Annotated in this window: 29 protein-coding genes, 1 tRNA gene, 1 other RNA gene and 1 other annotated feature (1 of these 32 cut by a window edge); of the genes, 8 read left to right on the forward strand and 23 right to left on the reverse strand. The window is 44.8% G+C overall.

Features of this window, described 5'->3' with window-relative positions:
• Window positions 1-44: a binding site (T-box leader), on the reverse strand; it reaches 206 nt to the left of the window's first position.
• A 205-nt stretch (window positions 45-249) separates the two neighbouring features.
• Window positions 250-513 (forward strand): AbrB/MazE/SpoVT family DNA-binding domain-containing protein, encoded by a 264-nt coding sequence (locus tag P6N53_RS12740; RefSeq protein ID WP_373323045.1) that lies wholly within the window; start codon window positions 250-252, stop codon window positions 511-513.
• Between the two features lie 42 nt (window positions 514-555).
• Here P6N53_RS12740 and rsmI read toward each other — a convergent pair whose 3' ends face one another.
• Genes rsmI through P6N53_RS12770 form a run of 6 tightly spaced genes read right to left on the reverse strand, consistent with a single transcriptional unit; the run spans window position 556 to window position 5,604 of the window.
• A complete protein-coding gene (gene rsmI / locus P6N53_RS12745; RefSeq protein ID WP_304543737.1) occupies window positions 556-1,413 on the reverse strand; it encodes a 16S rRNA (cytidine(1402)-2'-O)-methyltransferase in 858 nt (285 codons plus the stop codon).
• On the reverse strand, window positions 1,400-1,726 hold the full coding sequence (locus tag P6N53_RS12750; protein WP_304543739.1) for an initiation-control protein YabA: 327 nt from the start codon (window positions 1,724-1,726) through the stop codon (window positions 1,400-1,402). The genes rsmI and P6N53_RS12750 overlap by 14 nt, the downstream gene beginning before the upstream one ends.
• Window positions 1,689-2,537: a PSP1 domain-containing protein gene (locus P6N53_RS12755; protein ID WP_304543741.1), complete on the reverse strand. Its 849-nt coding sequence runs from the start codon at window positions 2,535-2,537 to the stop codon at window positions 1,689-1,691. The genes P6N53_RS12750 and P6N53_RS12755 overlap by 38 nt, the downstream gene beginning before the upstream one ends.
• Window positions 2,527-3,534: a DNA polymerase III subunit delta' gene (gene holB / locus P6N53_RS12760; protein ID WP_304543743.1), complete on the reverse strand. Its 1,008-nt coding sequence runs from the start codon at window positions 3,532-3,534 to the stop codon at window positions 2,527-2,529. Before holB ends, P6N53_RS12755 begins: the two co-directional genes overlap by 11 nt.
• The gene (tmk, locus tag P6N53_RS12765; protein WP_304543744.1) at window positions 3,527-4,150 is read right to left on the reverse strand and encodes a dTMP kinase; all 624 of its coding nucleotides are present in this window, start codon (window positions 4,148-4,150) and stop codon (window positions 3,527-3,529) included. The genes holB and tmk overlap by 8 nt, the downstream gene beginning before the upstream one ends.
• A 17-nt stretch (window positions 4,151-4,167) precedes the next feature.
• Window positions 4,168-5,604: an aminotransferase class I/II-fold pyridoxal phosphate-dependent enzyme gene (locus P6N53_RS12770; RefSeq protein WP_304543746.1), complete on the reverse strand. Its 1,437-nt coding sequence runs from the start codon at window positions 5,602-5,604 to the stop codon at window positions 4,168-4,170.
• 330 nt (window positions 5,605-5,934) lie between these two features.
• On the opposite strand from P6N53_RS12770, the gene P6N53_RS12775 reads away from it, so the two are divergent.
• A complete protein-coding gene (locus tag P6N53_RS12775) occupies window positions 5,935-6,204 on the forward strand; it encodes a hypothetical protein (protein WP_304543748.1) in 270 nt (89 codons plus the stop codon).
• Here the strand turns inward: P6N53_RS12775 and P6N53_RS12780 are convergent.
• Together P6N53_RS12780 and P6N53_RS12785 are read right to left on the reverse strand one after the other, a co-directional pair.
• Entirely contained in the window at window positions 6,159-6,353 is a 195-nt protein-coding gene (locus tag P6N53_RS12780; RefSeq protein ID WP_304543750.1) for a sigma factor G inhibitor Gin, read from the reverse strand. The genes P6N53_RS12775 and P6N53_RS12780 overlap by 46 nt on opposite strands.
• A 109-nt stretch (window positions 6,354-6,462) precedes the next feature.
• Complete coding sequence (locus tag P6N53_RS12785) at window positions 6,463-7,563, reverse strand: GerAB/ArcD/ProY family transporter (RefSeq protein WP_304543752.1); 1,101 nt, start codon at window positions 7,561-7,563, stop codon at window positions 6,463-6,465.
• 180 nt (window positions 7,564-7,743) lie between these two features.
• Here P6N53_RS12785 and P6N53_RS12790 point away from each other — a divergent pair, with 180 nt between their 5' ends.
• The 4 genes from P6N53_RS12790 to P6N53_RS12805 are packed head-to-tail and all read left to right on the forward strand — an operon-like array spanning window position 7,744 to window position 11,939.
• Window positions 7,744-9,336, forward strand: a complete 1,593-nt coding sequence (locus tag P6N53_RS12790; RefSeq protein ID WP_304543754.1) for a spore germination protein — start codon at window positions 7,744-7,746, stop codon at window positions 9,334-9,336.
• A gap of 21 nt (window positions 9,337-9,357) precedes the next feature.
• Complete coding sequence (locus P6N53_RS12795; protein WP_304543756.1) at window positions 9,358-10,569, forward strand: Ger(x)C family spore germination protein; 1,212 nt, start codon at window positions 9,358-9,360, stop codon at window positions 10,567-10,569.
• A 15-nt stretch (window positions 10,570-10,584) separates the two neighbouring features.
• Window positions 10,585-10,830 carry a hypothetical protein gene (locus P6N53_RS12800; protein ID WP_373323041.1) on the forward strand — a complete coding sequence of 82 codons (246 nt, stop codon included), beginning with the start codon at window positions 10,585-10,587 and terminating at the stop codon, window positions 10,828-10,830.
• 23 nt (window positions 10,831-10,853) lie between these two features.
• On the forward strand, window positions 10,854-11,939 hold the full coding sequence (locus P6N53_RS12805) for a GerAB/ArcD/ProY family transporter (RefSeq protein ID WP_304543760.1): 1,086 nt from the start codon (window positions 10,854-10,856) through the stop codon (window positions 11,937-11,939).
• Between the two features lie 326 nt (window positions 11,940-12,265).
• On the opposite strand, the gene P6N53_RS12810 is transcribed toward P6N53_RS12805, so the two are convergent.
• From P6N53_RS12810 to dnaX, 9 genes are all read right to left on the reverse strand, one after another.
• Window positions 12,266-12,517, reverse strand: a complete 252-nt coding sequence (locus P6N53_RS12810; RefSeq protein ID WP_304543762.1) for a 4Fe-4S dicluster domain-containing protein — start codon at window positions 12,515-12,517, stop codon at window positions 12,266-12,268.
• Between the two features lie 11 nt (window positions 12,518-12,528).
• Window positions 12,529-13,092 (reverse strand): 2-oxoacid:ferredoxin oxidoreductase subunit gamma family protein, encoded by a 564-nt coding sequence (locus P6N53_RS12815; protein ID WP_304543764.1) that lies wholly within the window; start codon window positions 13,090-13,092, stop codon window positions 12,529-12,531.
• The gene (locus P6N53_RS12820) at window positions 13,085-13,858 is read right to left on the reverse strand and encodes a thiamine pyrophosphate-dependent enzyme (RefSeq protein ID WP_304543766.1); all 774 of its coding nucleotides are present in this window, start codon (window positions 13,856-13,858) and stop codon (window positions 13,085-13,087) included. The genes P6N53_RS12815 and P6N53_RS12820 overlap by 8 nt, the downstream gene beginning before the upstream one ends.
• 30 nt (window positions 13,859-13,888) lie before the next feature.
• A complete protein-coding gene (locus tag P6N53_RS12825; protein WP_304543768.1) occupies window positions 13,889-14,974 on the reverse strand; it encodes a ferredoxin oxidoreductase in 1,086 nt (361 codons plus the stop codon).
• Window positions 14,975-15,050: 76 nt separating this feature from the next.
• Entirely contained in the window at window positions 15,051-15,716 is a 666-nt protein-coding gene (locus tag P6N53_RS12830; RefSeq protein ID WP_304543941.1) for a hypothetical protein, read from the reverse strand.
• Window positions 15,717-15,999: 283 nt separating this feature from the next.
• On the reverse strand, window positions 16,000-16,263 hold the full coding sequence (locus P6N53_RS12835; protein WP_304543770.1) for a pro-sigmaK processing inhibitor BofA family protein: 264 nt from the start codon (window positions 16,261-16,263) through the stop codon (window positions 16,000-16,002).
• A 114-nt stretch (window positions 16,264-16,377) separates the two neighbouring features.
• Complete coding sequence (gene recR / locus P6N53_RS12840) at window positions 16,378-16,980, reverse strand: recombination mediator RecR (protein ID WP_304543772.1); 603 nt, start codon at window positions 16,978-16,980, stop codon at window positions 16,378-16,380.
• 29 nt (window positions 16,981-17,009) lie between these two features.
• Window positions 17,010-17,327, reverse strand: a complete 318-nt coding sequence (locus tag P6N53_RS12845; protein WP_304543775.1) for a YbaB/EbfC family nucleoid-associated protein — start codon at window positions 17,325-17,327, stop codon at window positions 17,010-17,012.
• A gap of 36 nt (window positions 17,328-17,363) precedes the next feature.
• A complete protein-coding gene (gene dnaX / locus P6N53_RS12850) occupies window positions 17,364-18,989 on the reverse strand; it encodes a DNA polymerase III subunit gamma/tau (RefSeq protein WP_304543777.1) in 1,626 nt (541 codons plus the stop codon).
• A gap of 208 nt (window positions 18,990-19,197) precedes the next feature.
• Between dnaX and P6N53_RS12855 the strand changes: the two genes are divergently transcribed.
• Together P6N53_RS12855 and P6N53_RS12860 are read left to right on the forward strand one after the other, a co-directional pair.
• Window positions 19,198-20,388, forward strand: a complete 1,191-nt coding sequence (locus P6N53_RS12855) for an MFS transporter (protein WP_304543779.1) — start codon at window positions 19,198-19,200, stop codon at window positions 20,386-20,388.
• Window positions 20,389-20,391: 3 nt separating this feature from the next.
• Window positions 20,392-21,528 carry a DUF362 domain-containing protein gene (locus P6N53_RS12860; protein WP_304543781.1) on the forward strand — a complete coding sequence of 379 codons (1,137 nt, stop codon included), beginning with the start codon at window positions 20,392-20,394 and terminating at the stop codon, window positions 21,526-21,528.
• 45 nt (window positions 21,529-21,573) lie between these two features.
• Here the strand turns inward: P6N53_RS12860 and P6N53_RS12865 are convergent, their stop codons facing one another.
• From P6N53_RS12865 to P6N53_RS12890, 6 genes are all read right to left on the reverse strand, one after another.
• Window positions 21,574-23,253 carry a nucleoside kinase gene (locus tag P6N53_RS12865; protein ID WP_304543783.1) on the reverse strand — a complete coding sequence of 560 codons (1,680 nt, stop codon included), beginning with the start codon at window positions 23,251-23,253 and terminating at the stop codon, window positions 21,574-21,576.
• A gap of 148 nt (window positions 23,254-23,401) precedes the next feature.
• Window positions 23,402-23,666: signal recognition particle sRNA large type (gene ffs / locus P6N53_RS12870), an RNA gene on the reverse strand.
• Between the two features lie 21 nt (window positions 23,667-23,687).
• A tRNA-Ser gene (locus P6N53_RS12875) sits at window positions 23,688-23,779 on the reverse strand.
• A gap of 281 nt (window positions 23,780-24,060) precedes the next feature.
• Window positions 24,061-24,873 (reverse strand): formate dehydrogenase accessory protein FdhE, encoded by an 813-nt coding sequence (locus P6N53_RS12880; RefSeq protein WP_304543785.1) that lies wholly within the window; start codon window positions 24,871-24,873, stop codon window positions 24,061-24,063.
• Window positions 24,874-24,905: 32 nt separating this feature from the next.
• Window positions 24,906-26,069, reverse strand: coding sequence for an NrfD/PsrC family molybdoenzyme membrane anchor subunit (gene nrfD / locus P6N53_RS12885; protein WP_304543788.1), 1,164 nt, complete (start codon window positions 26,067-26,069; stop codon window positions 24,906-24,908).
• A gap of 48 nt (window positions 26,070-26,117) precedes the next feature.
• Entirely contained in the window at window positions 26,118-26,930 is an 813-nt protein-coding gene (locus tag P6N53_RS12890; protein WP_304543789.1) for a 4Fe-4S dicluster domain-containing protein, read from the reverse strand.
• Between the last annotated feature and the right edge of the window lie 28 nt (window positions 26,931-26,958).

Below are 26,958 nucleotides of genomic sequence, written 5' to 3' on the forward strand. Positions count from 1 at the left end.
CTGTTAGGTTATCTCCACTTTACTCTTCCCGTCATTGCCTATATCCTATTATATTAAATTATATTGTTTTTCAACAACGATTTTAACTAACATTGATTTACCTGTCAAGGGTTCCCCATTATGGTAAATTTTATTCCATTTTTCGTAAAAAATAAAAGTAAAATATTGACTGTTTCGGTTATCACTGGTATGATTAACTGTAGTAAAATCTGGTTTCTTGTCGAATGTCATTCAGGGAGGGGAAGCGGTTTGAAATCCACAGGTATTGTTCGAAAGGTGGACGAGCTGGGTCGGGTGGTTATCCCCATTGAGTTGCGTCGTACATTGGGCATAGATGAGAAGGACGCCCTAGAAATTTACGTCGACAACGAAAAGATCATTTTGCGCAAGTATGAGCCCGCCTGTGTGTTCTGCGGGAACGCATCGGACGTGCAGCATTACAAAGGCAAAATGGTTTGTCGCCAGTGCGCAATTGCCATGGGCGAAAGTGTAAAAGAAGAAAAGGTTGTTTAACAGAAAGGCGCGTATGTTCGCGCCTTTCATATTTTCCAAATACTATCCTTTGTTATGAATGTGACTATATACATCCCTCTTGGGAACACCCCTCAGTTTGGCAACCTCTTTGATTGCTTCCTTTAAGCTAACCCCTCGTTCCTCTATTTGCTGAACATGTTCCTCCAGGGAAAGTTCATTCCATTGCTCCCGAGCCTCATCTGCCTGTTCCTCTTTGCTGCCCTCCAGTATAAGGGTTATCTCACCCCTTGGGTGCTTCTGTTTATAATAATCCAGTAATTCTGATAAGCTGCCTCTCTTAAATTCTTCATGAACCTTTGTCAATTCCCTGGCTACAGCACATTGCCTATCTCCAAACTCCTTATATGCATCTTCCAGGGTGTCTGTTAATCTATGGGGAGATTCATAAAAAATGATGGTTCTTTTCTCATTTTTTAGTGACTGAAGCTGCTTTCGCCTTGCCTTCTTTTGATTTGAGAGAAATCCCTCGAAGGCAAACCTGTGCGTGGGTAAGCCTGATGCCACGAGGGCAGCCAAACCTGCCGAGGGTCCCGGCAGGGGGATTACTTCTATATCCTTATCCAACGCCTGCCTAACCAGCTCTGCTCCTGGATCTGAAATGCCAGGTAAACCGGCATCGGAAACCAACGCAATACTTTGGCCCTGCTGTAGCCGTTCAATAATTTGCTGTCCCTTAGATTCGCTGCTGTGGGAATGATAGCTTGTTAGAGGTGTGTGAATATCAAAATGACTCAGCAGCTTTCTAGTATGTCTGGTATCCTCTGCGGCAATACAGTCCACCTCTTTAAGGATTCGCAATACCCTCAAGGTAATATCTTCAAGATTGCCTATAGGTGTTGCACATAGGTAGAGAATTCCTGAACCATTAGCTCTGATCATGTTGTTCCCCTCTGCTCATTAGGGCAAAGCAAAACAGACATTCCCCTTCCCTTCCTTTGCCAAAGTAAAGGTTGCATATATGAAAACCCTTATCATATAACTCCCAAAGGTTACGGGCACCTGGCTTTCTTTCTGTTTTGGTCTCCTGTTCGTCACCCAGATACATAGCTGCTATCTCTCGCCTCAGTCGGGCATTCTCATCTTCCAATTCCTTTACATCTTGCTTTAATCGGTCTACTTCATCACAAATTTGACGAAGTGCCTGTTCCAGGCGGTTAATTCTGCCGGGCAGGGCAACCACAGTTACATTCACCTCGTCCTTGCTTTATTTTTAACTCACTCAAAGGATATTCCCTTACAGCCTTACTTTCCTGAAGCTCAACACTGACAGTGTTTCTAAAAATGTTGATACCAACTATTTTACCATCGCCTTCTGGAGCTTTCACCTGGGTTCCTATATCTGGATATCCACTTTTAGCTTCTTCATAAACATCATTTTCATATTTTAAACAACACATTAAACGACCACAAATACCGGATATTTTAGTCGGATTTAAAGATAGATTCTGTTCCTTAGCCATACGAATGGAAACAGGAGCAAAATCCGCAAGCCAGGAGGCACAGCACAATTCCCTGCCACAGCATCCCAGTCCACCAATCATTTTAGCCTCATCACGTACTCCAATCTGGCGCAGCTCAATACGTGTTCTAAAGATGGCGGCTAAATCCTTCACCAGTTCCCTGAAGTCTATACGACCGTCAGCAGTAAAGTAAAAAATAATTTTATTGCCGTCAAAAGTTTGCTCAACACTAATAAGCTTCATAGGCAATGCATGGGCAGCAATCTTTTCTACTGCCACCTGAAAGGCGGTTTTTTCCTTTTCTCTGTTCGCCTCCACCTGCTGGTGATCCTCCGGGGTGGCTTTCCTCAGAACCTGCTTCAGGGGGGCAACCACTTCTTCATCGGGAACATCTTTGGCAGCTACCACCACCTCACCGAATTCAACCCCCCGGGTAGTTTCCACAACCACATGGTCACCCTTCTCCAATACAATCTCCCCCGGGTCAAAGTAATAAACTTTACCCGCTGTTTTAAATCTTATTCCCACAACTCTAACTGGCATTAAATAATCCTCCGTAGGACTGTATTTTCAACATCAAGACCTCTAATGTCAGGCGAGGGTTGGCATTTGCCAATATTTTTTCCCTTGCCTCCTTGATTTCTTCCACAATAGACATTAATTTGGCTGGGCCATACCTTAAAGAATGTTCGGCCAGTTCTTCAACCATGTCTTGATTAATTAGCATTTTTTTATCCGATGTATAATTATAGACTAACATATCCCTAAACAACAACATCATTATCTCTAAACTATCCCCTGCATTATTCCCATCGGTGGCTAGCTCTTCAGCCAAGACTAAGGCCCGGCTATTACCCATGCTGGGTAGTTCACCTACTATTTGCCATATTTTCAGACGTATTTGATTACCTTCCTCATTGCTGGCCAGCTTTAGGGCCCTTTCTACACTGCCCCCTGCCATGGGGGCAAATTCTGCAGCCTTGTCAGGTTCTATGGCAAAGCTATTAGCCAAAATATGGGCAACCTCTCCGCTGCTTAGGGCATGAAATTGAAAGGTCAGGCAGCGAGAAAGAACTGTTGTCAGCAGCAAATTGGGATGGTTACTCAGCAATATGAACAGAGTCTGCCCCACAGGTTCCTCAAGGGTTTTTAAAAAACAGTTGGCCGCCTCCTGGGTCATGGCATCGGCCTTCTCAATTATAAATACTTGCCTGGGTGCCTGGTAAGGCCTGTACTGTACCTGCTTTAACAACTCTCTTATCTGCTCAATTTTTAATGTTACCCCGGTTGGTTGTATTAGATGCAGATCCGGGTGATTGCCCGCCTCCGTCTGGCGGCATGACCGACATTCACCACACAAATCACCATCCCTGGGATCTTCGCAAAGTAAGACCCGGGCAAAGGCACCGGCCACAGTTTTTTTGCCAACACCAGGGGGCCCGGCAAAAAGATAGGCATGGGCCAGCTTATCCCGCTTAATAGAGTTCCTAAGGGTCTGTAATATCTCCTTGTGTCCAATTATATCCATTAATTTAGACACTTAACAATCCACCTACCGCTGCAGTTATTTCTCCATGCAAAACATCCACAGGATCTCTGGCATTAAGGATTAGGTAATTATTACTTTTTTTGCTTAACTCAATGTATCCCGCCCGAACCTTCCTATGAAAGTCAAGGGCCTCACTTTCCAAACGATCCGCCGGTCTGGACTTCCTTGATCGGGCTAGTCCCTCTTCTGGTGCTAAATCAAGCAATATGGTCAAATCAGGTTTTAAATCTCCCGTTCCCAATCGGTTAATGTTAACTAAAAAATCTAACTCCATGCCGCGACCATAACCCTGATAAGCTAAACTTGAATCAATATACCGATCACATAAAACAATCGTGCCCAGCTCCAATTTTGGACGAATTATCTGGGCTACCAGTTGAGCCCTGGCAGCGGCATAAAGCAGCGCCTCTGTTCTCTCACGCATTTCGGAAAAGTCCGGATCAAGAAGTATTTCCCTGATCTTCTCACCAACACGGGTACCTCCTGGTTCCCTGGTGGTATAGGTTTCAATACCACTGCTCTGAAAGTATTTATTTAAAAGGTCCAATTGGGTACTTTTCCCTGAACCGTCCACCCCTTCAAAGACGACGAAAATTCCCTTTTGCATATTTCCTCCTTAACCACCTAGATTATGACAGTAAGGGTTTTGAGACTAGTGTCTGAGGGTCCCTGTAAGTGAAAGCTATGCTCCCTCACTTCCCGTAGATACTCAAGCACAGACCCTGTAATCCGTTCACCCGGACATAATACCGGTATCCCGGGAGGATATACTGCTATGGTTTCTGCACTAATCATACCTAAACATTTTTCTATGGTCACTTTTTTCCTGCCCCTAAGCCAGGCCTCCCTGGGACTTAAATCTACATTAGGCTCAGGAATTTTGATGATTTTGTGAGTAGTCTCATAATTTCCACCCTCTAGGGCTAGTCCCTTGATACCAACTACCAATCGTCTACAGTCCTCGTTGGTTGTACCTAATGATATCACAGCTACAACACTATTGTGATCAGCCATTTCCACCACTACACCTTTTTGAAACAGTCTCTCCCCCACCTGATAACCTGTCAAGCCTGTTATTGATATGGTTAATCTTGTTGGGTCCAGATATCTGGCCCCAGCCTTCTCCAGGTGTTCCCTAGCAAGAATCCTGACTCCTTTAATATTTAACAATCTATCGCGGCACCATTTGGACCGTAAGAAAGCTTGCTCCCATATCTCCCTGCCCGATAACGCCATTTGCCTGCGAGCCAAGTCCAGGGAAGCCATAAGCAGATAGGATGGGCTGGTGCTTTGCAGCATACGCAGGGCGTCAGCCACCCGGTCATAACAAATTAACCGGCCCTTAAGATGTAGTATTGAAGATTGCGTAAGGGAACCGCCCATTTTATGGGTGCTTTGCACCACCGCGGTGGCGCCGGAACCTAAAGCATCCGGTGGAAAACCAGGATAAAATCTTAAGTGTGAACCGTGGGCTTCATCAACCAGTAAAGGCACACCCTTCTTTTGGCAAAGCTCCGCCAGCGGAACCAAATCACCGGCAACTCCGTAATAGGTTGGATTAATGGCCAACACTGCCTTAATTGCCGCATGTTTTTCCATCAAACCCTTAATATTGCTTACGTCCGGTCCAGCTAGGCAATTAAAATTCTCAATTATGCCTGGCTGGTAATATATAGGGTAAGCACCGGACATTACTAGGCCAGACAATACCGAACGATGAGCATTACGGGGCACAATAATTTTATCTCCTGGGCCACAGCCGGCTAATATTAGCGCCATAATACCAACGCTTGTCCCATTAACTAAAAAAAAGCTTCTATCTGCCTGGTAAAGCTCCGCCGCTAATTGCTGAGCCTCCGCTATTGATCCCTGGGGATTATGCAAATCATCTGTACCGGGTAATTCCGTTACATCCAATGCAAAAATATCAGAGCCAGACAGCTTTCTTAAATCAGAGGAAATTCCCCGTCCCCCTCTGTGCCCGGGTACATGAAATTGTGCCCTGCCTGCTGCTTTATTTTTTACCAGGGCATCCCACAGGGGTGCATGTTTCTGACCCAATCTTCACACCCACCTGCCAGCTTTGTTTTTAACCAGGTAACCTTAGAATAAAACAATAAAATTATACAGATTGTCGGAAAACTACCTATATTCGGGTTTTAATAAAACCCAGTTATATCTTTTTCAACAGGCTGAAATTATCTTAACAATTAATTTTATCACATACAAAATTTAGCTGCCAATTTAGTTATTATTTTATTTTCCATTTGTTTGTCCTAATAGCTTAATACATCTAGGGAAAAATAGAATTATCGACAAAGGTCAGCAAATCTGCCGGAGAATTTAATAATAGACCATGACTAAAATATATGTTCTGAAAGGAGTAAAAATATGGCTAAGCCCAAGGCTCCGGAAATAGATGAAAAGGCCCTGTCAAAAAAATACCGTACCAGTGTAACCCGCCTAATTAGGGCGTGGAAAAGCGGTCAGAGCGATGTGGAAATTGCAACACAAACAGGAATTGATCTGACAACTTTACGACAAATAAAAACTGATATTGAATTGGCCCATAGAAGAATTAGATTAGAAAAAAAGAAAGAGGCCCTTGCCCATAGTCACGCCTCTTTGCAACACCAAATTTTTTTAAGACCCCTGCTGTAAACCTCGTAATCAGGATCATCACAGGTTAGGTTTACGATCCTCTTCTCACAACCTGAACATATTATACTACCAAGAATGACTACGGCCGCACCATATTGGTGCGGCCGTAGCTTCTCCCCGCACAAAATACACTCAACCTTTTGCTTCATAAAAACAAACCTCCCATTTAGGTGACTTTATAAAAGATTCTTCCCTCTCTAGGTTGTTTTAAGACTAATTCTATAATCTAATGTATGATCCTGCCGAAGATTTTGTGTTTTAGGCTTCCTTCAAAAGATGTCGGCCTTGAATATATTTCTTTATATAAAGGAGTATTAACAGTAACATCGGAAAAATTACACCCAGGATAACACTAACGGGAAAATAGAGATATATTAAAAAATTTTTAACTGCTTGTAAGTCTGGAAATAACCATTGGGCCATAGCAAAACTCATCAGCCCAACTGGCAGGAGCAATATTTTGTAGTTTTTTATCCCTAGAGCTTGTGAACAACTGAGGGTGGCTGCGTAGTAGTAAAGGGATATCCGGCCGAAGCTTCCTCCTAACCATAGAAATACCGCTAAGGATTGAAAGTTAACCATTAGAACACTAAATTTAAACTCTGCAAAGGTGGGATAGTCCATTCTGGCCGCAGCCGTTTCTCCAAACATAGCAATGGGGCCGGTTAAGGGTCCAATGAATAGTAACCCAATAACGAGTACAGCCGTAAGGTGAGTTTTATATAGTGTCGTTCCCTTTTTCAAAAATGGCTGAAGCATTCCGACAACAACCAGCTCCCCCAGCAAACCCACTAAAGGTAAAGCTCCCTGGATGACAGGACTTATTCCCCGTTCTAAAAAGGGAAGAATAAGTTGATAATCTTTATCTGGAGTTGTGAAAGCCCAGGCCAAAATTCCCGCGGTAATAAGGAAAGGTAATAATATCGCGTTTGCCCTGGCCAAATTTTGCAAGCCTGCAGCAGCTGTATAAACACAAGCCGCTAAAAAAAATAATCCCAGCACCCAGGAAGGGGTTTGAGGAAAAAAAACCGTCCCCATGAAGGACATTAATCCCCGCAGAGTAATTGCTACGGTGGTTATAAAAAAAAGTGTCATGGTAAGTCCAACGAACCCACCTAATATATTGCCGAATAACTGGCTGCTTATTTGTATCATTGATTTCTCAGGGGCAATGGTTCCAAGCCCTATTAAGGACCAGGCTAAAATAAACCCGACAGCAATAGCTATAACCCAGCTTAGCCAAGAATCCCTCCCCGCCTGATCAAACACTAGGGGAACTATCAAAAGATGTCCCATCACTGTCACTGACCCAATAATCAATAATCTAAGCTGCCCTCCTGAAAGCTTCCCCGATTTCAAAGATACCTCTCCTTTTTCCTAGCCACCTATTTACATTATTGCCTTGCAACAGCGATCAAATCCAAATATTATTCCATTTGGTGTTATATGTGAATTAACCTACATTATTTTTGCATGGACAGAAAATACTACCTACTAGTTTCTTGTCGCCTCCGATATTGGCAGAAAGGAGCCCTTTGGGTGGGAGTTTTTAAAAAATTAAAATACATCTTTGGTCAGAATGCAAAAAAACCGGAATCAAATAAAAAAAGTTCTTCCAATGGCCTTGAATTGAATCATGTTTATACCAGCGAGGAGCTTAAAGCGATGCAGGTTGATATATCCCTAAAGGCAAACCTTGATCGAGTTACCGATATGCTAGGGCATAACGTTGATTTAGTTACACGAAATTTTTTGCTGGGTGAAACTGAAGCTTTTCAAGCTGTAGTGTTTTATTTAGACAATATGATTAACCCCAGTATTCTTGATAGTGAAATAATGAAACCTCTGTTGGAGCACAGGTATCAAGATAATTCCGGTCCGAAATTGTTGAAATTACTACTTTCCGGCGGACTTATTTCAAGGGCCCAGATCTCAGAGGCGGATAACTTTCAGGATATCATCAGCTACTTGCTTAGGGGAGAAGTTGTACTTTTTATCGAAGGTTATTCCCGGGCCTTTGTTATTTATTGCAAGGGATATAAGCTTAGAAGCGTATCAGATCCCACCATCGAAAATGCCGTTCGAGGACCACGGGATGCCTTTATAGAGGGCCTGACAGTAAATATTAGTCTTATCAGGCGAAGATTAGTGACCCCTAACCTAGTGGTAGAAAACAAAAAAATCGGTCGAATCAGCAGTACAAACGTGGCAGTTGTATATTTGAAGGGCATAGCACCAAAACAACTGCTGGACGAAGTACGATACAGGCTTGATGGCATAGATATTGATGCGGTCCTTGAAAGCAGTTATATTGAACATTTAATCCAGGATCATCCCTACTCCCCCTTCCCCCAAATAGGTATTACTGAAAGACCTGATCGGGCTGTGGGAGGCCTTCTTGAGGGCCGGGTGGCTATTATTATTGATAACAGTCCCTTTGTTTTAATCCTGCCAGGAGAGCTAACTTCCCTCCTTGACTCTCCAGAGGACTACTATAATAGGTTTTATTACGCCACCGCCGTTAGGTGGCTCAGATACATCTCTTTTTTTGTAGCTTTAATTCTGCCGGCCCTCTATATTGCCATAACCAATTACCACCAAGAAATGATCCCAACTACCCTCTTTATCAGTATTGCTGCCGCAAGACAAGGGGTTCCTTTCCCTGCCTTTCTGGAAGCATTACTGATGGAGATAGCCTTTGAAGTCCTTCGGGAGGCAGTCAGTATTGCCGGTGCATTAGTAATCGGTCAGGCAGCAGTTCAGGCCAACATCGTATCACCATTAATGATTATAGTTGTTGCCTTCACCGGGATTGCCACCTTTACAGTACCCCAGTATAACCTGGGCATTACTATCCGGCTGCTTCGCTTCCCATTAATGGTTGCAGCCGCCTTTTTAGGGCTTTTCGGAGTAATGACTGCAATATTAGTCCTATTACTTCACCCGTGTTCCCTTAGGAGTTTCGGTGTCCCCTATCTTAGCCCGGTGGCCCCTGCTAATATAAGGGACCTCTTCAATGACACCCTAGTTATGGCGCCACTCTGGAGTAAAGATAAACGTCCAAATAAACTGGTTAAGAGCAATATCCAGCGCCAAGGGCCTAACCAACGTCCTGAACCATCTAAGAAGTAAGAGGTAGAAAGGAGTATCCCTTTGCGAATTTATTCCCTGCGCCTGCTATTTATCATCATATTTAGCCTTCTTTTTACGGGCTGTTGGGACATTAGGCAGCCCGAGGAAGCCGGTATTGTTATAGGCATGGGTTTAGATCGAGAAAATGATGGAACCATTGTTGTCATTGCCCAAACAGTACGGCCACAGCAACCCGGGGCTGGTGGTGTCGAAGGTGGTGGTGGGCAGGATCCTAAACCCTTTCACAACTGGTATGCCACAGGTGAAACAGTCTTTGATGCTGTGAGAAATTTGTCCCTATTGTCGCCAAACATGATGTTTTTTGCCCACAACCAGGTCTATATTTTTTCTGAGCGTTTGGCCCGGGGCGGCGTTTTAGAAGTGCTGGATTTTTTAGAAAGGGACCCTGAGATAAAACAAAGTGGCTGGGTAGTGATTGCCCGTGGGGAGTTAAATGATGTAATGCAGTCCAGCGAATTTGGCCAGCAGGCACCGGCTCAAATGCTGTCAGATATCTTATCTTTGCATCCCCGTAATACCAAGTATGCCCCTTCAACACTGGCAGACTTTTTACAGGCCCTTAACACTCCTAATGCCGGTGCCTATGCAGCAGGAGTCACATACTTTAAGGGTGTGATGAAGGACCAGGAGGAAATGTCTCGGACTACCGCAGAGGCCCGGCGTCCTTACGAATTAAGGGTTTCGGAAACTGCTATCTTCAAAGAGGATAAGCTGGTTGGCTGGTTTAACCCCATGGAAGGAAAAGGTTTATTGTGGATTAGAGGTGAACTTCAGCAGGGCATAATTGTTTTTCCCTTTGAAGGGAAAACCTTATCCTATGAAGTATTTGGCTCCTCTGCCAAGGTAAAGCCTCTGGTCAAAGACGGTCGTTTGGTGATGAGCATAGAAATTAAAGCTAGGGGTAATTTAGGGGAAGCATCACCCGGTATATATGCCCTTGATGAACAACGGCTTAAAGAAATGGAAAAATCACTTGGGCAAGCCATAACTGAACAAATTAACGCTACCGTTAATAAAGCCCAGGAATTAAACTCTGATGTCTTGGGCTTTGGGGGTGCCGTTCATCGAAAATTTCCTCAACAATGGAACAAGGAACTAGGTGCACAATGGAATGATATTTTCAGCAATCTTGAGGTTGAAGTACTAGTCCGGGCTGAAATAAAAGGGTTGGGATTAATAACAACCTCAGTAAATCCTAGATCCAAACAATAACTGGCGGTGGTTAATTTGATTCTTACTTTTTTACTTGTTACTTTAGCCTTTGGTCTAATCATTTTTCTAGAGGCTCCAAGTTTAATCTCTAAAAAAAAGTGGCGTGAACTGGGGGCTTTTACGGTATTGCTGGTTCCGGCTATAATTTATGGCTATGGGCTGATTTTTGATCTTAAATTACCAAACCCCAGCAGATTTATAGAATCCCTTTTTCAGCCCCTGGCAACGATGCTAGGTCCAGTATTAGGTGCCGGACTGTAATAATTCTATTGAGGAGAAAGTACTTGGATAAGCAATATATATCTGCCCAACAATGCATGTTCTTAATCATAGGCTTCTTGGTGGGGACAGCCATCATACTAGTCCCCTCAGCAGCAATAGGGCTTGCAAAGCAGGATGCCTGGCTGGCCCCCCTTTTAGCTATTGTTCCTGGCCTGCTATTGCTATCCATACTATTGGCCCTTAACAATATGTACCCAGGTCAATCCCTGGTACAGTACAGTGAATCTATAATGGGTTGGCCTGGGAAAATATTAAGCCTTATTATTATTTGGTTCTCCTTTCACCTGGCCGCCCTGGTCCTTAGAAATTTGGGTAATTTTGTTAACCTTGTCCTTCTTTATGAAACTCCTTTGCCCCTAATACACGTTTTAATTGTTGCTGTCACCATTTATGGTATAAGGCTGGGAATAGAAACCATAGCTAGAGCCCTAAGCTTTCTCCTGACCGTGTCATTTATATTCTTTTTATTAATTCAGGCCTACTCCATGGCCCATGTTGACTTGGAAAATCTGCTTCCCTTTCTTGGTCAGGGCTTCTTACCTGTTATTTCCGCAACCTTGCAGATGTCCGCCTTTCCAGTTGGGGAGTTAGTAATATTTAGCCTGATTTTCTTTCATATTAAACCCTCCCCCAAAACCGGCCGTTTCCTTACCGGGGGACTCTTGATCAGTTTATTTATATTATTTATGGCCATCGAGCGGATTATTTCCTTTATGGGGCCTGACATGGCTTCCCGGCAGCTTTATGGCATCATGGGAACAATCGGCGGGATTCGTGGGGGTAACCTTTTTGAGACAATGGTGGCTATTAATTGGTATGCTTTCACCATTACTAAGTTTCTAGTTTGTTACTATGCTTTTATGATTGGCTTGGCCCATTGGTTCAAACTTCCCGATTATCGACCCCTTATATTGCCTGCCGGCGCCCTTATAACTGTATTTTCATTGTTTTTGTATGAAAATGCCTTGCATGAAATTTATTTTGCCGCCCGAATCTTTACTGTCTATGCAGTTCCAATCGAATATGGCATACCTCTTATGCTGTTAATAGTTGCTGTAATAAAAAAAGGCCTGGAGCAGAAGGGCTAATATCTACCTTTCACTGACTCACTTCTCAGCCTGTTGAAAAAGATACAATTGGGTTTTAATAATCCCGAACAGCGACATTCGAAGCAGTGGAAACAGCGCTTCGCGAAGCTGAGGATGCGAAAATGGGTGAGCGGACATGGACGTCCGCGAAAGCCTGAGGTAAACACGATGTTTACTCGAAGGCGGCCCATTTTCGCCCGAAGCAAGCGATTAGCGCTGTCCACTGCGGAGATAGGAGTCGTGAGGGATTATTAAAACCCGAATATAGGTAGTTTCTCGACAATTTGAGAAGTGAGTCAGTTCAAGAACTGACTCACTTCTGTTTACTAAGCTTCTGCAACTTTTTTCTTTCTATCTACCCGGATGGCTGTATCTGGACAAACCATTTGGCAGATGCCACAGGCGATGCACTCGTCGTTGGCTTCTACCGCGGGGGTTCCATATACACCCAGTACCTTAGACCAGGCAATACATTTCTTGGGGCATTTTTGAATGCATAGTCCACAGCCTTTGCATAGGCCGGGGAAAAGGGTCCAATCACCCTTTGTAAGCTCTAGGGTACGACCTTTAAATTCCACTGTTTTCCCCCCTATTTCATCAGTTCCATGCCGCGGTCAATGGCCTTAAAGTTTAACTCCCGCAGCTTGGGATTTTGCTCAAATTTATAGCCCAATTTCTTTTCAATAGCCTTCTTGGCGCCTTCTGCACTAATAACGTTGGTGGCTGCAATAACGGCACCCATAATCAGTATGTTAAATACCCGGGGGTGTAATTCATTTTTAGAGATTTCCAGGGCAGGAATAGCTAATACTTTCTTAGCTTCTCCTTCCTTGGGCAGTGCATCCTCTACCCCTTCAATGCTTGAGTCATACACATAAACGGTTTCAGGACTTACATACTGCTTGCAGCGATATACAGATCTGTCGCTAAGGGCAATTAGAATGTCTGCTGTGTCAAATTTAGGTGCACCGATAGGTTCGTCAGCTATTTGCAGATAAGCAATTGATACACCACCGCGCTGCTCCACACCAAAGTTTGGAATGTAAAGGGCCTCACGACCTTCATCATTGGCCGCGGCAGCAAGGATCTCAGCTACGGACTGAACACCCTGGCCACCTTCACCGGCGAGACAGATTTTAGTAGCTTTAGGCATTCTGCTGAGCCTCCTTTTTGGCCTCAAAGGGGTTTTTCTTTTCCCCGACCTTGAAGTACTGGGGCATTTGCTTTTCTACAAATTCCCAGGTCTTCTCTGCGTTGGTTCGCCAGTTGGTGGGGCAGGTGGCCAGAGCCTCAACAAAGGAAAAGCCGTTGCCTTCCATCTGGTTTTGCAGGGACTTTTTAATATAGCTCTTTAGCTGCTTGAGGTTAGCCATGGATCCCCTGGCAACGTATGCTCCATCTCCAGTGATGGCTGAAATCATCTCAGGTCCCTGGGTTGGCATACCTGTGGCTTCCGCATCACGACCATAGGGAGCAGTTTCTACCTTTTGTCCGGGCATGGTGCAGGGTGACATTTGGCCACCTGTCATGGCATATACAGTGTTATTTACCAGCAATACTGTTACTTTTTCGTTACGGGCGGCTGCGTTCACAATACCGCCAACACCGATGGCGTAACCACCGCCGTCACCCATATAAGCAATACAGATAAGATCCGGGTTAGCCCGCTTGATACCGGTCATAACGGGAGTTGTGCGGCCGTGGTGGGTTTGCACACTGTCAACATTGAAAAAGTCCCAAGACAGCAGAGAACAGCCGATATCACAGCCGAAAACCACTCTGTCTTGAATGCCCAGTTCATCAATAACCTCACCCAGGCATTTTAATACAAGTCCGTGGCCGCAGCCGGGACAAAATTTATGGGGTTTAGACTCTACACGCCAGGATTTTGGCATGGTAGGTTGTGGAGAAACAGACATGTTGGAACCTCCCTCCTTATATCAAAAAGTTTAGAGCACCTCTTTAACTTTTGCTACAATTTGCTCTGTGGTTATACCTAGACCTGGTCTGAAGTAAGGAACAATTTCTGCAGTACAGCCGTAGATGGCATCTTTGACCAGCTTGGCTAACTGTCCCTCAGCGGATTCAGCAATGAGCAGTTTGCGGTTGCCGGTGGCTATTGCCTTTAGCTGCTCAGCCGGGAAGGGACGGAGGGTAATGGGGCGGAAGTAGCCTACCTTAAGACCTTCGGCCCTTAGTTCTTTTACGGCATCACGAACTCCCCGGAATACAACACCGTGCCCAATAACAATAACATCGGCATCATCGGTGGCTTCCTGGTCGTACTCAATTATTTCAGGAGCCATTTTGTTAAAGTCTGCAAAATGCTGCTGCAGTACTTCAAAAAGTTCTTCTTCTGTGTTATAGGTGTTTCTGTAAAGACCTGGCTCACGATCTACTCCAGGGGTGCCTGGCTTGCCTACATAGGCTTCAGGGGCAACATATTCAACACCCTTTTCATCTGGATCGTAGAGAGTTACGGATTCACGCATTTTGGCCTGGTATCCGTCGCCCAATACAAAGGTAGGGAAACGATATTTCCAGGCTACATTAAAGGCTTTAATGGTGTAGTCGAACAATTCTTGGTGATTAGAAGTGGAATATACAATACGCATTCCTTCCCCGTTGCCACCATAGGTGGTAAGGGTAACTTCCTGTTGGGAGTAGATAACTGTGGCGGTGGATGGGCCGCCCCTTTGTTGAATAATAGTTACAGTGGGGAGCCTCATAGCTTCAGCCATTGACATGGGTTCCTGCATTAGGGTATTGCCAGGACCTGCAGTGGCGGTAAAGGCCTTAAGGCCAGCTAGAACACCTCCAACAGTGGTGAATCCCGCAGACAGTTCATCCTCGGTCTGTAAAAATCTGCGGTTGAACTTTGGTGCCTGGCGAGTCCAATAGTGCATAATCTCGTTTTGCGGGGTAATGGGGTAGCCGTACATGATTTCAGCCTTTGCTGCCAGGGCTGCCCAGGCAACCACCTCGTTACCAGTCATAAAGGCCCGCTTTTCTCCGGTAATCGGTTTCTCGGACATGAGAGTACCACACCTCCTAAAATAATAAGTATCAGGGTGACTAAAAATCTGACTCTTGTATGATGGTCTGGTTGTCCTACCAAAAAGTAGCTGGCATATACCGTTTTAATGGTCTAACCGGGTGGCCCATACAATCAAAATCCCCCAGTTGTTGTGCTACCTTCTCCTCTGCAGTGGTGGCCACCACAGGAACACCCAGAATGCTGGATACCTCACTTATCATCCGGGATCCTTCCTGAACAATTTCAGGTGTTGTTTCGTCCCCCAGATGTGTATTATTAATAATCCCATGAAGGGGGCCCAAATCCCTTAAATATTCAATGATTTCGCTGATGGTAGAAGTCATTGGTCTCTTTGTGTTTAAAACCACAAGCATCCTTAGCTCAGGGGTTTGGTCCACCCCCTCAATTAAGTTTAGGGTTTTTGCACCTTCAATGCCATAGCCAATATCTAAAATAACGTCTCCATCACGATATAATGCCCATCTAGCTTCTGCTTTAATAATATTTCCCGCTTCGCCTAATCCTACTGTATCCTTTGTTTCCCAGGCGATAACTGTTAGACCTGTGGCTTCAAGCTGCCGTTTTATTGGCCTTAGGGTATAACAGGGCTCAACTATATCAAGGTCTACCAAATTCACCTGCCTGTCTTGACTGTTTAATTCTAAGGCCCTATTTACAGCAACTTCACTTTTGCCGCTGGCATATTCGCCGATATAAGCTTCGACAATTCTTGTTGAGATGGTTCTTCCACCTCCATTTTTTGTTTAGTTTATCCATTTCAGAATATTTCTAAAAGGTCTACAAAAAGCAAGAACCGGGACATTTTTGAATATCCCGCGCTCTTTTACCAGTATAATAGGTATTTTTTTTTAAGTCAACAATTTGTTAGGCAATTTAACATGCCTTTCCAACCAGCCAGTTCAATTTTTCGACTACTGGCTAAGCTGTCGAAAAGAGTCATTTAACCGTTTAAGCTGAATATTTGTTCTTTGGGCCAGCTGCAAAATATTTGCGTTCAAAGGTTTAAAGCACCATGTAGTTAACCAGTACTAGAAGAATAACACCCGGCACTTGCAACAGCCCGGCAGTCAGAAGGGTTATTGGGTTTATGGCTATATGCAAACCCAGTCCCCCACAAAGCACATTGACAAGGACCAGCAAAACAGCACCTACCACCAGGGAAATACCAAGCTTACCAATTAGCACAAGGGGGCGAGCAAAAATGGTCCCAAAAAGATAAAGACCCAAAAGCCCCAGCAGACTTAATAAAACAGTTTTCCATTCCATAACTGTCCCTCCCCACAAAATAAGACTCTATAATGGGGTGTGTTAAAATACCCCCTATATATATAGGGGGTATGGACAAACATTATTACTGTTATGGTAAATTTTTACTGAACGCTAGCCAAATTCGCCTCGACCTTCCAGCGCTCTATTTAGAGTCATTGCATCAGCATATTCAAGATCTGAGCCAACAGGAATGCCGTGGGCTATCCTGGTAACCTTGATACCTAAGGGCTTAACTAACCTGGCCAAGTATAGGGCGGTAGTTTCACCCTCTACATCGGAATTGGCCGCCAGTATTACCTCTTCTATCTGCTCCTTATGCAACCGGCCAATTAATTCCTTTACAGTAAGGTTCTCCGGCCCAATACCTTCCATGGGTGATATAGCCCCATGCAGTACATGATATAAACCCCTGTAACCCCTGGCCTTTTCCATGGCAATAACATCCCTTGGTTCCTCCACCACGCACAACAATTTACCATTGCGTGTGGTGTCCTGGCAGATATAACAGGGGTCCTCATCCGTAAGATTACAGCACCTAGAGCACCGCTTTACAGATTGACGTACCTCTACCAAAGCTTTAGCCAATCCCTGGGCCATTTCAGGAGGGGCATTTAGCACATAAAAGGCCAACCTTTGGGCTGTTTTTGCCCCAATACCTGGGAGCTTGGCAAACTCATCCACCAGCCTGGCCACCGGCCCCGAGTAGTAAAGCATTTCATATCTCCTTTAATGAAATGTATCTTTTAGAAAAGTCCTGGAATATTTAGTCCCCCTGTTAACTTACCCATTTCCTTTGACACCATTTCTTGGGACTGGCGAAGGGCCTCATTAACAGCGGCAAGAATTAAATCCTGCAGCATTTCAACATCATCGGGATCTACGGCTTCAGGTTTAATTGCTATACTTACTATTTCTTGTTTACCATTGGCCACTACCTTTATTACACCACCACCAGCAGTGCTTTCAACTGTGCGATTGGCTAATTCTTCCTGCATTTTTGCCATATCGGCTTGCATCTTCTGTACTTGCTTCATCATTTTATTCATGTTTCCACCCATCATAGTAAAAAGTTCCCCCTTTTTATGTTCAAGCCCGGTTTAATTTTGGCCCGGGTCATCTTCCAGCACCACAATTTCTTTACCAAAAATCCTTACGGCTTCAGAATAGATAGGGTCATTCTCAGGATTTTTAGTTTTCGATGTCTTTTTTCCCTGGACACAGCGCACCTCCCATTGTTCCCCAAACTGCTTACCCAGTAGCCATTCCAGGTACTTTCTAGACTCGGGTTTATCAACTGTTCTAAACTCAAATTCCTCTTCAAAATAGAAGGTGACTACATTGTCCACCACATCCATTGATGGTTGCCCTTTGTTCAGTATTGTCCAAAGCTGCATTTTTCTACCTTCTTTAATACCCTTTAATAGGCTATCCCATGCCTTAGTAATTTTTTCAGCAGACCCTTGGCCACCTTGCCTCTCTAATTTTTTATCTGCTGCGTTTGTTCTAGGAGCCGGTTGTTCGGTCACAAGATTTCCTTCAATAGAAGGAACCCCTTGATTTATATTTTGCTTTTTCGTATTAGTTTCGCTGGGCAGCTGCTCAGTAATAGTTCTATCCAGCACTACACCCAGCTCAATCTTGCGCTCCAGTTCAGCAACTCTTCTGGCAAGGGACTCGGGCGAAGCATTAAGTTCAGGTCTCGACCCCTTGATTATAGCCATTTCAAGTATCAGGGTAGGTTGAGAGCTCCATTTCATTTCCTGTTCGGCCTGAACTAATATTTGCAGCAAATTATACAGTGACTCATTATCATTTATTCTATTGTGGGTCTCAATATTCTCTATTAAGGTACTTCTTAAAAAGTTCGTCATCTCCCGGGCAAAAAGACGCAAATCCTTTCCCCTGTCACTGATTTCCCCAATAAGTTCCAGTGCCTCTCCAGTCTGACCGCCCGCCAGATATTTAGTCATGCTCACTAAGATATCCTGCTGCACTGTGCCCAATATGCTGTGGATATCAGCGGCTTTGACTATATCTTCCGAGAAAGCCGCTGCTTGATCCAGTAGGCTTAAAGCATCCCTTAAACCGCCTTCCGCCGCCTTTGCTATTAATTGCAGGGCTTCTTCCTCCACACCTATACCAGTGCCATCAGTAACTTCCTTCAGCCTCTCGATAATTTCTTCCTGCTTAATACGTCGGAAGTCAAAGCGCTGACAGCGGGATAGGATTGTCACCGGTACTTTATGGGCTTCAGTGGTGGCAAGGACAAAGGTTACATGGGCGGGTGGTTCCTCCAGGGTTTTTAGCAAGGCATTAAAGGCCTGGTCGGTAAGCATATGAACTTCATCAATTATATATACTTTATTCCTTCCTGCGGCAGGAGTGAATTTGACCTTCTCCCTCAGGTCGCGTATTTCATCAATACCTCTATTGGAAGCTGCGTCTATTTCTATTACATCCACTGAAGAACCTTCATTAACACCGCGGCAATTATCACACTGATTACAGGGTTCTGTTAGGTCTCCACCTGTACAGTTCATGGCCTTGGCCAGTACTTTGGCGGTAGTGGTTTTTCCGGTTCCCCTGGGACCACAGAACAAATAGGCATGGGCCACTCTACCATTAGCCAATGCGTTTTGCAGAGTTTTGCTTATATGCTGCTGCCCAACTATGTCTCTAAAATTTTGTGGACGCCAGGTTCTATATAAGGCCTTGTAAGTCAAAACAATACACCTCATTGTTATTCTTCCATATTGTTTCGCCCTTTAATACCTATTTCCTTTTTGGGAGGTATTTCCAATTTAAATTTTCAACAGGAAATTTCCTTAGGACAATCGAAGTAATGACAAAAGGCCTGCAGGAGGGACAAAATCCTTCCAGCATGCATGCCTATCAAGTAATGCTAATTTCCTAAATTTGGAGGTTTGTCCCTTGAACGGTGCAGAAAAAGCTGTCCCTAAAAATTTTCGTACAAAGGTGTTGTTACTACTTTCTTCCGGTCACTTGGTTACGGATTTGGCTTCCGGCGGTCTGCCGGTGTTGCTCCCCATAATCCAGGCCTCCCTTAACCTCTCCTACAGTGCCGCCGGGGTAATTTCTCTAGTTTTTAACGTAAGTTCCTCCGTGATCCAACCCTTGCTGGGCTACCTGAGTGATCGTGTTAAAAGCCGCTGGCTTTTACCCGTTGGCTGCATATTATCAACTGCCGGCCTGGCCCTGGCCGGTGTTATTTCCGGCTACTGGCTAATCCTAGCCGCAGTTTTGCTCAGTGGTCTTGGTTCTGCCGCATACCACCCTGAGGCCTCTAAGGTTAGTCGTTTAGCCAGCGGTTCCCGTCCCGCCACAGGCTTATCTATCTTCATGATTGGTGGAGCCTTAGGGGCAGCCCTAGGCTCCCTCATTATGGCCCAAATAGTAGTTCATATTGGCGGTCACGCCAGCTTCTATTTTATTTTTCCTGGTCTTTTGATGGGTATCTTATTTTTTATTTTCAGAGATAAATTACCCGATGAACCCCGGACAATAATAAAGGGAACAGAGGCCATAACCACTCATGTACCAAAGCAGGTTATGTTTTCTCTCTCAGTACTTTTACTAGTGGTAATTTTCCGTTCCTGGATACAATCCGGACTAACCCATTTCATGCCGATGTATTTTGTTAACTACCTTGGGAAAAGCCCTTCTTACGCTGGTTCCCTCCTGGTTGCCTTCATGCTGGCAGGAGCAATTGGCACAATCTTCGGTGGACCCCTGGCAGATCGCCTGGGGCGAAAGACTACCCTGGTTGGTTCAACAGCCTTGCTGATACCACTTTTGCTTTTATTTAAGTTCAGTGACGGACTATGGTCACTTATCATTTTATTTATTATTGGAATGGTGATGGTTTCTACCATGGCAACCACCGTGGTCATGGGGCAAGAATTACTACCCCATAGGGTTGGAGTTGCCTCTGGCCTAATGACAGGTTTTGCCATCGGCATGGGTGGTGTAGGTGTGACCCTTTTAGGCGTTATAGCGGATAACTTTGGTGCTCCGGCAGCGGTCTGGACTATTACCCTATTGCCTGTGGTTACTTTTTTACTAAGTTTGTTACTACCCAAGGATAATTTGAAAGGAGCTTGATCCGTGTCTCAAAAGATCGTCGTATCTGTGGCCAGCTGCCCTGATTATCAATCACCGGAAATTTCTTCGGCAATTAAAACTACACTTGATCACCTTGGTGGACTGGCAAGGTTCGTTCAGCCAGGCCAGATTGTGGCGGTGAAACCCAACTTGATTTCTAGAAAAAAACCGGAAGATGCAGCAACTACACACCCCCTGGTGGTGGAGGCTGTTGTGCGTTTGATTCAGGAGGCAGGAGGGCAGCCCTTCATTATAGATTCCCCCGGCGGACCATCAAGCAAAGGGCTGCTAAACTCCGTGTACCGTGCCACCGGTATGTCCGGAGTTGCCGAGAGGACAGGTTGTGGCCTAGGTCTTGATACTTCTGAAGTAGTACTTAATCACCCAGGGGGAAAGGCTGCAAGACAAATTCCTATCCTTAAATCCTTAGCCGAGGCCGATGTAATCATTGGCCTGCCAAAGCTCAAAACCCACTGCATGACTCGTTATACCGGTGCAGTTAAGCTTATGTATGGTGCTATCCCGGGACTAAAAAAGGCCGAATACCACTTCAATATGCAGCGTTTGGAAACCTTTAGCCAATTGTTGATAGATATAAATACTTTGCTAAAGCCTTCGTTAACAATAATGGACGCAGTTATTGGCATGGAAGGTGACGGACCCACTGCGGGCACTCCGCGTAAGGCTGGTCTTCTGCTGACCTCCGCAAATCCCTTTGCCATGGATTATCTCTGCTCAGGGTTAATAGGCATTGACCCAAACACCCTACCCTTTATTCGACTGGCAAGGGAACAAGGACTATGTCCCGAGTCTAATCAGATAGAACTTATGGGCGGGCCATTGCCTAAGATTGCTCCTCCCTTTAAACTTCCAGGTCATAAACATGTAGACTTTGATATTCCTGGCCCCTTAAAGGGTCTGGTAGCAAAGCTTCAACCTAAACCAATATTCAGCCCCGAACTGTGCCTCGGCTGTGGAGAATGCCAACTGGCCTGTCCCGCCGACGCTATTAAAATGGTGGATGGAAAACCAGAACTAATACTGGAGTCCTGCATCCGCTGCTTCTGCTGCCAGGAACTTTGCCACCACAAGGCAGTAACAGTCCACCAGCACTGGCTAGGCAGAAAGCTGCTGAGGTAGACAACCAAATAATGCCCCGGCTTTTGAGCCGGGGCATCTCCTGTACTATCTGATAACTGAGCTTAAGAAGCAGCTTCCTCCGATAAACTCCCTGATAATTGAATTTAGTGGCACAGCATCGACGCTGAGGGGTACAAAATAATTCAAAAACGCCAACAATCTTTGGGCCTCTGAGTACTCTGGCATGTCCGGAGTAATCTCCTTAAGCACAGGCTCTACGATCTGCTTTATAACTGCCAATTCATAGGGCAGGGCCGAATTAAACATCACATCGGCACTTTCCTGGAAGGGAAATATATTCTTCTCTTCTCCCCGGCGAACCGAAGGCCATAGTCTTATAGTATCAATGGCAGACCTGCCCCGGCAGCGATAGTCCCTCATGATACGGCGCAGAATTCTAACATCTGTAGTGGGTATACGATTCTGATTATCAAGGTTTATCTGAGTTAACGCACTAACATAAATCTTAAACTTTCTTCCTTTGGGGATAGATTTGGTTAGCACGTCGTTTAACCCGTGTATTCCCTCCACAATAACTAAATCAGATGGCTCCAGGCGCAGCCTATCGCCATGATACTCTCGTTTACCTGTTTTAAAATTAAAGTAAGGCAGCTTTATTTCTTCACCCTGAATCAGCTTTATCAGATGATCGTTAAATAAAGCACTATCAATGGCATCAATACTCTCAAAATCATAGTTGCCCTCCTCATCCCGAGGAGTAAGCTCCCGATCCACAAAATAGTCATCCAGGGCAATGGCTACGGGTTTAATGCCATTAACCTGTAGCTGCACAGAGAGTCTCTGGGCAAAGGAAGTTTTACCCGAGGAGGATGGTCCCGCAATTAGCACTATCCTAATCCGATCAATATTCTCCGTTATCTGGTCAGCGATTTGCATGATCTTTTTCTCATGGAACGCCTCGGATACTCTCATTAAATTAATGATTTCTCCCATATCCCCCTTTAAAACAACCTCGTTAAGGGAGACAACATTATTTACCTTAATTATATTGGCCCATTTTTTGGCTTCAAAATGGATATTAGCTAGTTTGCCCTGCTCAACGTAGGGAGGTATTTCATTTGGTCTCTCCTTTTTAGGCAGCTCCAGGATAAATCCAGGCAGGTAGAAGCGTAATCGGAAAACCTTGAGATAGCCCGTACTTGGGGCAAGGGGGCCCAAACAAAAATCGTAATAACCACCACAACAATGAAGTATTACTTCCTCTTGGGAAAGCTGTTTTAATAGATTAATCTTTTCCACTTGCCCGGACTCTGTGAACAACCTCTCGGCATCTTCTCTGCTAACCGTCTTACGGGTGATCGGCTCATCGGCTTCGATAATATATCTCATCTGCCTCTCTATCCGACCAATATCCCTGTCCTTTAAAGGCCTATGGTAATTAATTTCCCCATAAACACCGTTGCCCAGGGTATGTTGGACAACGGCATTGCTGCCGGGCAAAATCTCTGAAATGGCTCTCATAACAAGCATTATTGCACTGCGATGATAAACTCTCATTCCTTCATCTGTGGAAGTATCCACAAATTGAACCTGGCAATCCTGCTCCAATTCTGCCCCCAGGTCCTTTAACATATTATTTACAATCGCTGCGACTACAAGGTTATTTGTTTGGACCTTTGAAATTTTCAGCAGTTCTAATACCGGTGTACCTTTGGCAACCTCAAAGATTTGATCATTGATTTGTACCTTAATTAAATTTTCCATTGTACACCCCCCAATTTAATTAGTTAGCTAATTAATTTTATTTATTATATACTAATTTCACAAAACAAGAAAGGCTCGTAAAAGATGCAAAAAGAAACTGCCTGTCGGAGACAGGCAGTCATAAATCTTTGCTTCTATAATAAGGAGACCGTGCACCAGCCGTCGAGTAATGACTTCCGAGCGATTCCATCGCAGGTTGCTCAGACCAGGCTGCCTCGCGGCACCCGCAGGGATTCCCTTAGTGCTGCTTCCGTCAGGACCTGACACGGTTCGAGAGCCTACGCTGCGCAAGACCCGGTCGTCAACGCCCCTTACGATAGCCGGACCTCACAAATCATACCCTAAGGCAGGAATTCAACCCAGCTACAGCGGATTGCTGGTACAGGGCACCGCTACCTCCCCGTCTAGCACGGTCATAGACTTAAACAAATTTATGGCGGAGAGGGCGGGATTCGAACCCGCGAATGAGTTGCCCCATTACATGATTTCCAGTCATGCGCCTTCGACCAAACTCGGCCACCTCTCCAGAAGAATTATTAAGTTTTGCTACGGACTACATATTAGATTATATTAACTTATCCCAAACAAGTCAAGAGCCAAATATAGGTTGTCCTAAAAACTGATTCTTTTCTTGCACACTCAGTTATTTTATATGTTATTAAGTTAATAGGCAAGGTGCAATACAATATTTATTTGACTAGTTTCCAAGCAAAAACCAAAATCAACCATCATTAGGTATAAATAGGAAAAATTCTACCAGGCTTTTCTTTCCAAAGATAGAATTTTCCCATTTGTTATATCAACTTTTTATACCTGTTGCCTCATATCTCCCCGTCTGTAACCTTCTTCCCTGGCCACTTGATCAAGCTCCTCGGTGGCTAAATCTTCGCAGAATAAATCAACCTCGCCGCAAACCCTTTCATCAACTGTCTTAAGGTAGCTTTTACAGTGATCACATAGATACACCCTGTACTGCTTGTTATCCTCCAATGTTAAATAGTACATTGAGGGAACGTCATCACTCTTACAGTACGGGCAACCAATGCGCTTATATCGCCATTCCGTTTCACAACGGCTGCAATATAGTTTGCGGAGACCTTCTTTACCCGACAGCTTAGACATGGTTGGCTGATCACCACAAACTGGGCAATGGGCCTGCTCCCACTCTCCAGCGGGAAGTTTGGTTAATATATGTTGGGAAAAAGTCTTTAAAGCTGGCCTAAAGGTATTAATGCTCAAAAAATCCAACAGTTCCGTTGATATCCCCAGTGTTTTGGCCCATTGATTGTTCTGACCGTCAACCCTAATTAGGGAGTTGACTAGTTCCTTCCTTTGATGAGCCTCTAATGACTCCAAGTCTTCAATATTCTTTGCTGTTGGCTGTTGGGGTCCGGTCTGCCACTTTTGGCAGGCTTTAGCCACAGCCAATAACCTTTCAAAGGCTAGTTCCCAGTTAAATTCAATGGGGGCTAGGGCCAGCACAGCCAGCCCCTTTCCCCAATCATTGATTTGCTCACGAGTAAGATTTACTTTTAACTCTAACGAATCTAGATTATCTAATTCTAACAGTTCAACATAAAAGTTAGCTAGTTTTTCCCGTTCATTTTGCAGAATTTCCATTAGAGCCAGCTCCTTTTACTCGCATTTTTTATTTAGGAAACCCTCTCGTAATGCCCGTCATGCTCCATGATATTAAAGTTTTCAGCAATGAAGCAGTAAACCAGACACCCGATGGCTACCAGGCCAATACTTACAGACCATTCCATCAGGGATGGGAAGTACCAGCCACCTAGAGACGCTGCCATGCCGGTAAACACTACATTCATACGGTTCAGAATTACCCCGGCGCTTACCAAAACACCGAAGGTAAGCAATCCTGAACGGGTAGCACTTAGACCGGTAAAGGCAATTATTATGGGAATTATAACACCAAAGATCATCTCAACCAGAAATAGATTTCCCTCAACATTGCCTAGGAACGCCATCCCTAATACGCCCCTGCTGGTAAGGTCAAAGATTTTTAGGCCAAGGTAAAGCACCATGATTACTCCAGAAATCCTTACCAATCCCCTTAGCACATCAATTGGTACCTTGTGCTTATAGGCTTTTCCTGCCAGGGCTCCTTCAAAGCAAATCATGGCAGGTCCCACAAAGAATGAGGACATCAGGAAAAACAGAGGAATCAATGTTGACCACCACAGTGGGTAAAGCTTATCAACCATAATCAGGTACAATCCGCCCAGGGAAGACTGGTGCAGAGTAGGGAAGATGATACCCACAATTAGCAGAACAGGCATGGCCTTTTTGAAGAAATCGTGGTACTTGGTACCAACTTTTTCTGTCATGATTTCGCCAAATTCCAAGACCTGAACGGTGGTATAGCAGGACACACACCAGAAAACTTCAAACAGTACCGATGCATGACCCCAGGATACAAAGGGTCTCCAGAAGTTAAACCATTGGCCGATATCCAGGAACAGTCCGGCCATAACTAAAATGTAGCCAATCAGCGAGGTTAACATGGCTGTACGTCCTATGGAGTGATATTTACCCCTGTGCAGAACGTGTACCACAATGGCGGTAAAATAACCACCGCCAGCCAAGGCAACCCCTGTCAGAACGTCAAAGCCAATCCAGAGCCCCCAGGGCCACTGGTCATTAAGATTCGTACTGGTGCCTAAGCCTGTGGCTAAGCGATAACCTGCCACAACTATACAAAGGCCGGCCAGCAGAAGCAGAATCTTGCGGGCAGGAGTCATTCTAAACCTCCAGTTATATTCCGCAATTTCCTTTAGTATTCCTTTATTTGCTGACATCTCTTTTCCCCCCAGTAAACCAATTGGTTCGTCAGATTTTTCCGCTGCTTACATGTGAACATCTTTGCCGCTTTCCCTGGCAATTTGTTCACGCCTCTTGGTATAGTGGTACATTACAGTTAGCAAGGTACCCCAGCCCACCGCAATAACTGGTGTCCATTTGAGGAAGTTGTGGGAGTATTCTGGCAGCGGCCTGGTTCCCAGGTTGGGACGGAAACCAAAGGTCTCAAAGGGCACGTCGGAAATGTAGAGCCACGCTGTGCCGCCGGCCTCATTTTCGCCAAGTACTTTCTTTAAATATTTAGGATCACTGTCAATCCTAGCATGAGCTTCTTTTAACAGTTCATCCCTTTCGCCAAACTTGAGAGCACCCGTAGGACAGGTGTCAATACAAGCCGGTGTAAGTCCGTAACCTAAACGATCATGCTTTCCCTCTAAGGGATCAAAGCAAAATTGACATTTGGCCACTAATGGAAAAACCTTATCCCATTCGTACTTTGGAACATCAAAGGGGCAAGCCAACATACAGTAACGACAACCCACACAAAGGTGAGGGTAATAGACCACTGCACCGGTTTTGGGATCCCTTTGCAGGGCCTTAGCAAAGCAAGCCGAGGCACAGGCCGGATGCTCGCAGTGCATGCACTGTTTCTTAGCCGATCTCATGGTATAATCATTTTCACCCTGTACCACCTCAATACGGACGGTGGTATAGGTGTACCCATCCATGTCTGGTGGGCTGGTTAAGCCATCTTTAAAGTCAGGATTTGAAGATGGCAGGTCATTCCACTGTTTACAGGCTACCTGACAAGCTTTGCAGCCCATACATCTGGTTATATCAACTAGTACGCCTTTCGACACTTACTACACCCCCCAATTCAACTGCTCA

Source organism: Desulforamulus aquiferis (genome assembly GCF_030577015.1).
In the GTDB taxonomy this organism is placed as follows: Bacteria; Bacillota; Desulfotomaculia; order Desulfotomaculales; family Desulfotomaculaceae; genus Desulfotomaculum; species Desulfotomaculum aquiferis.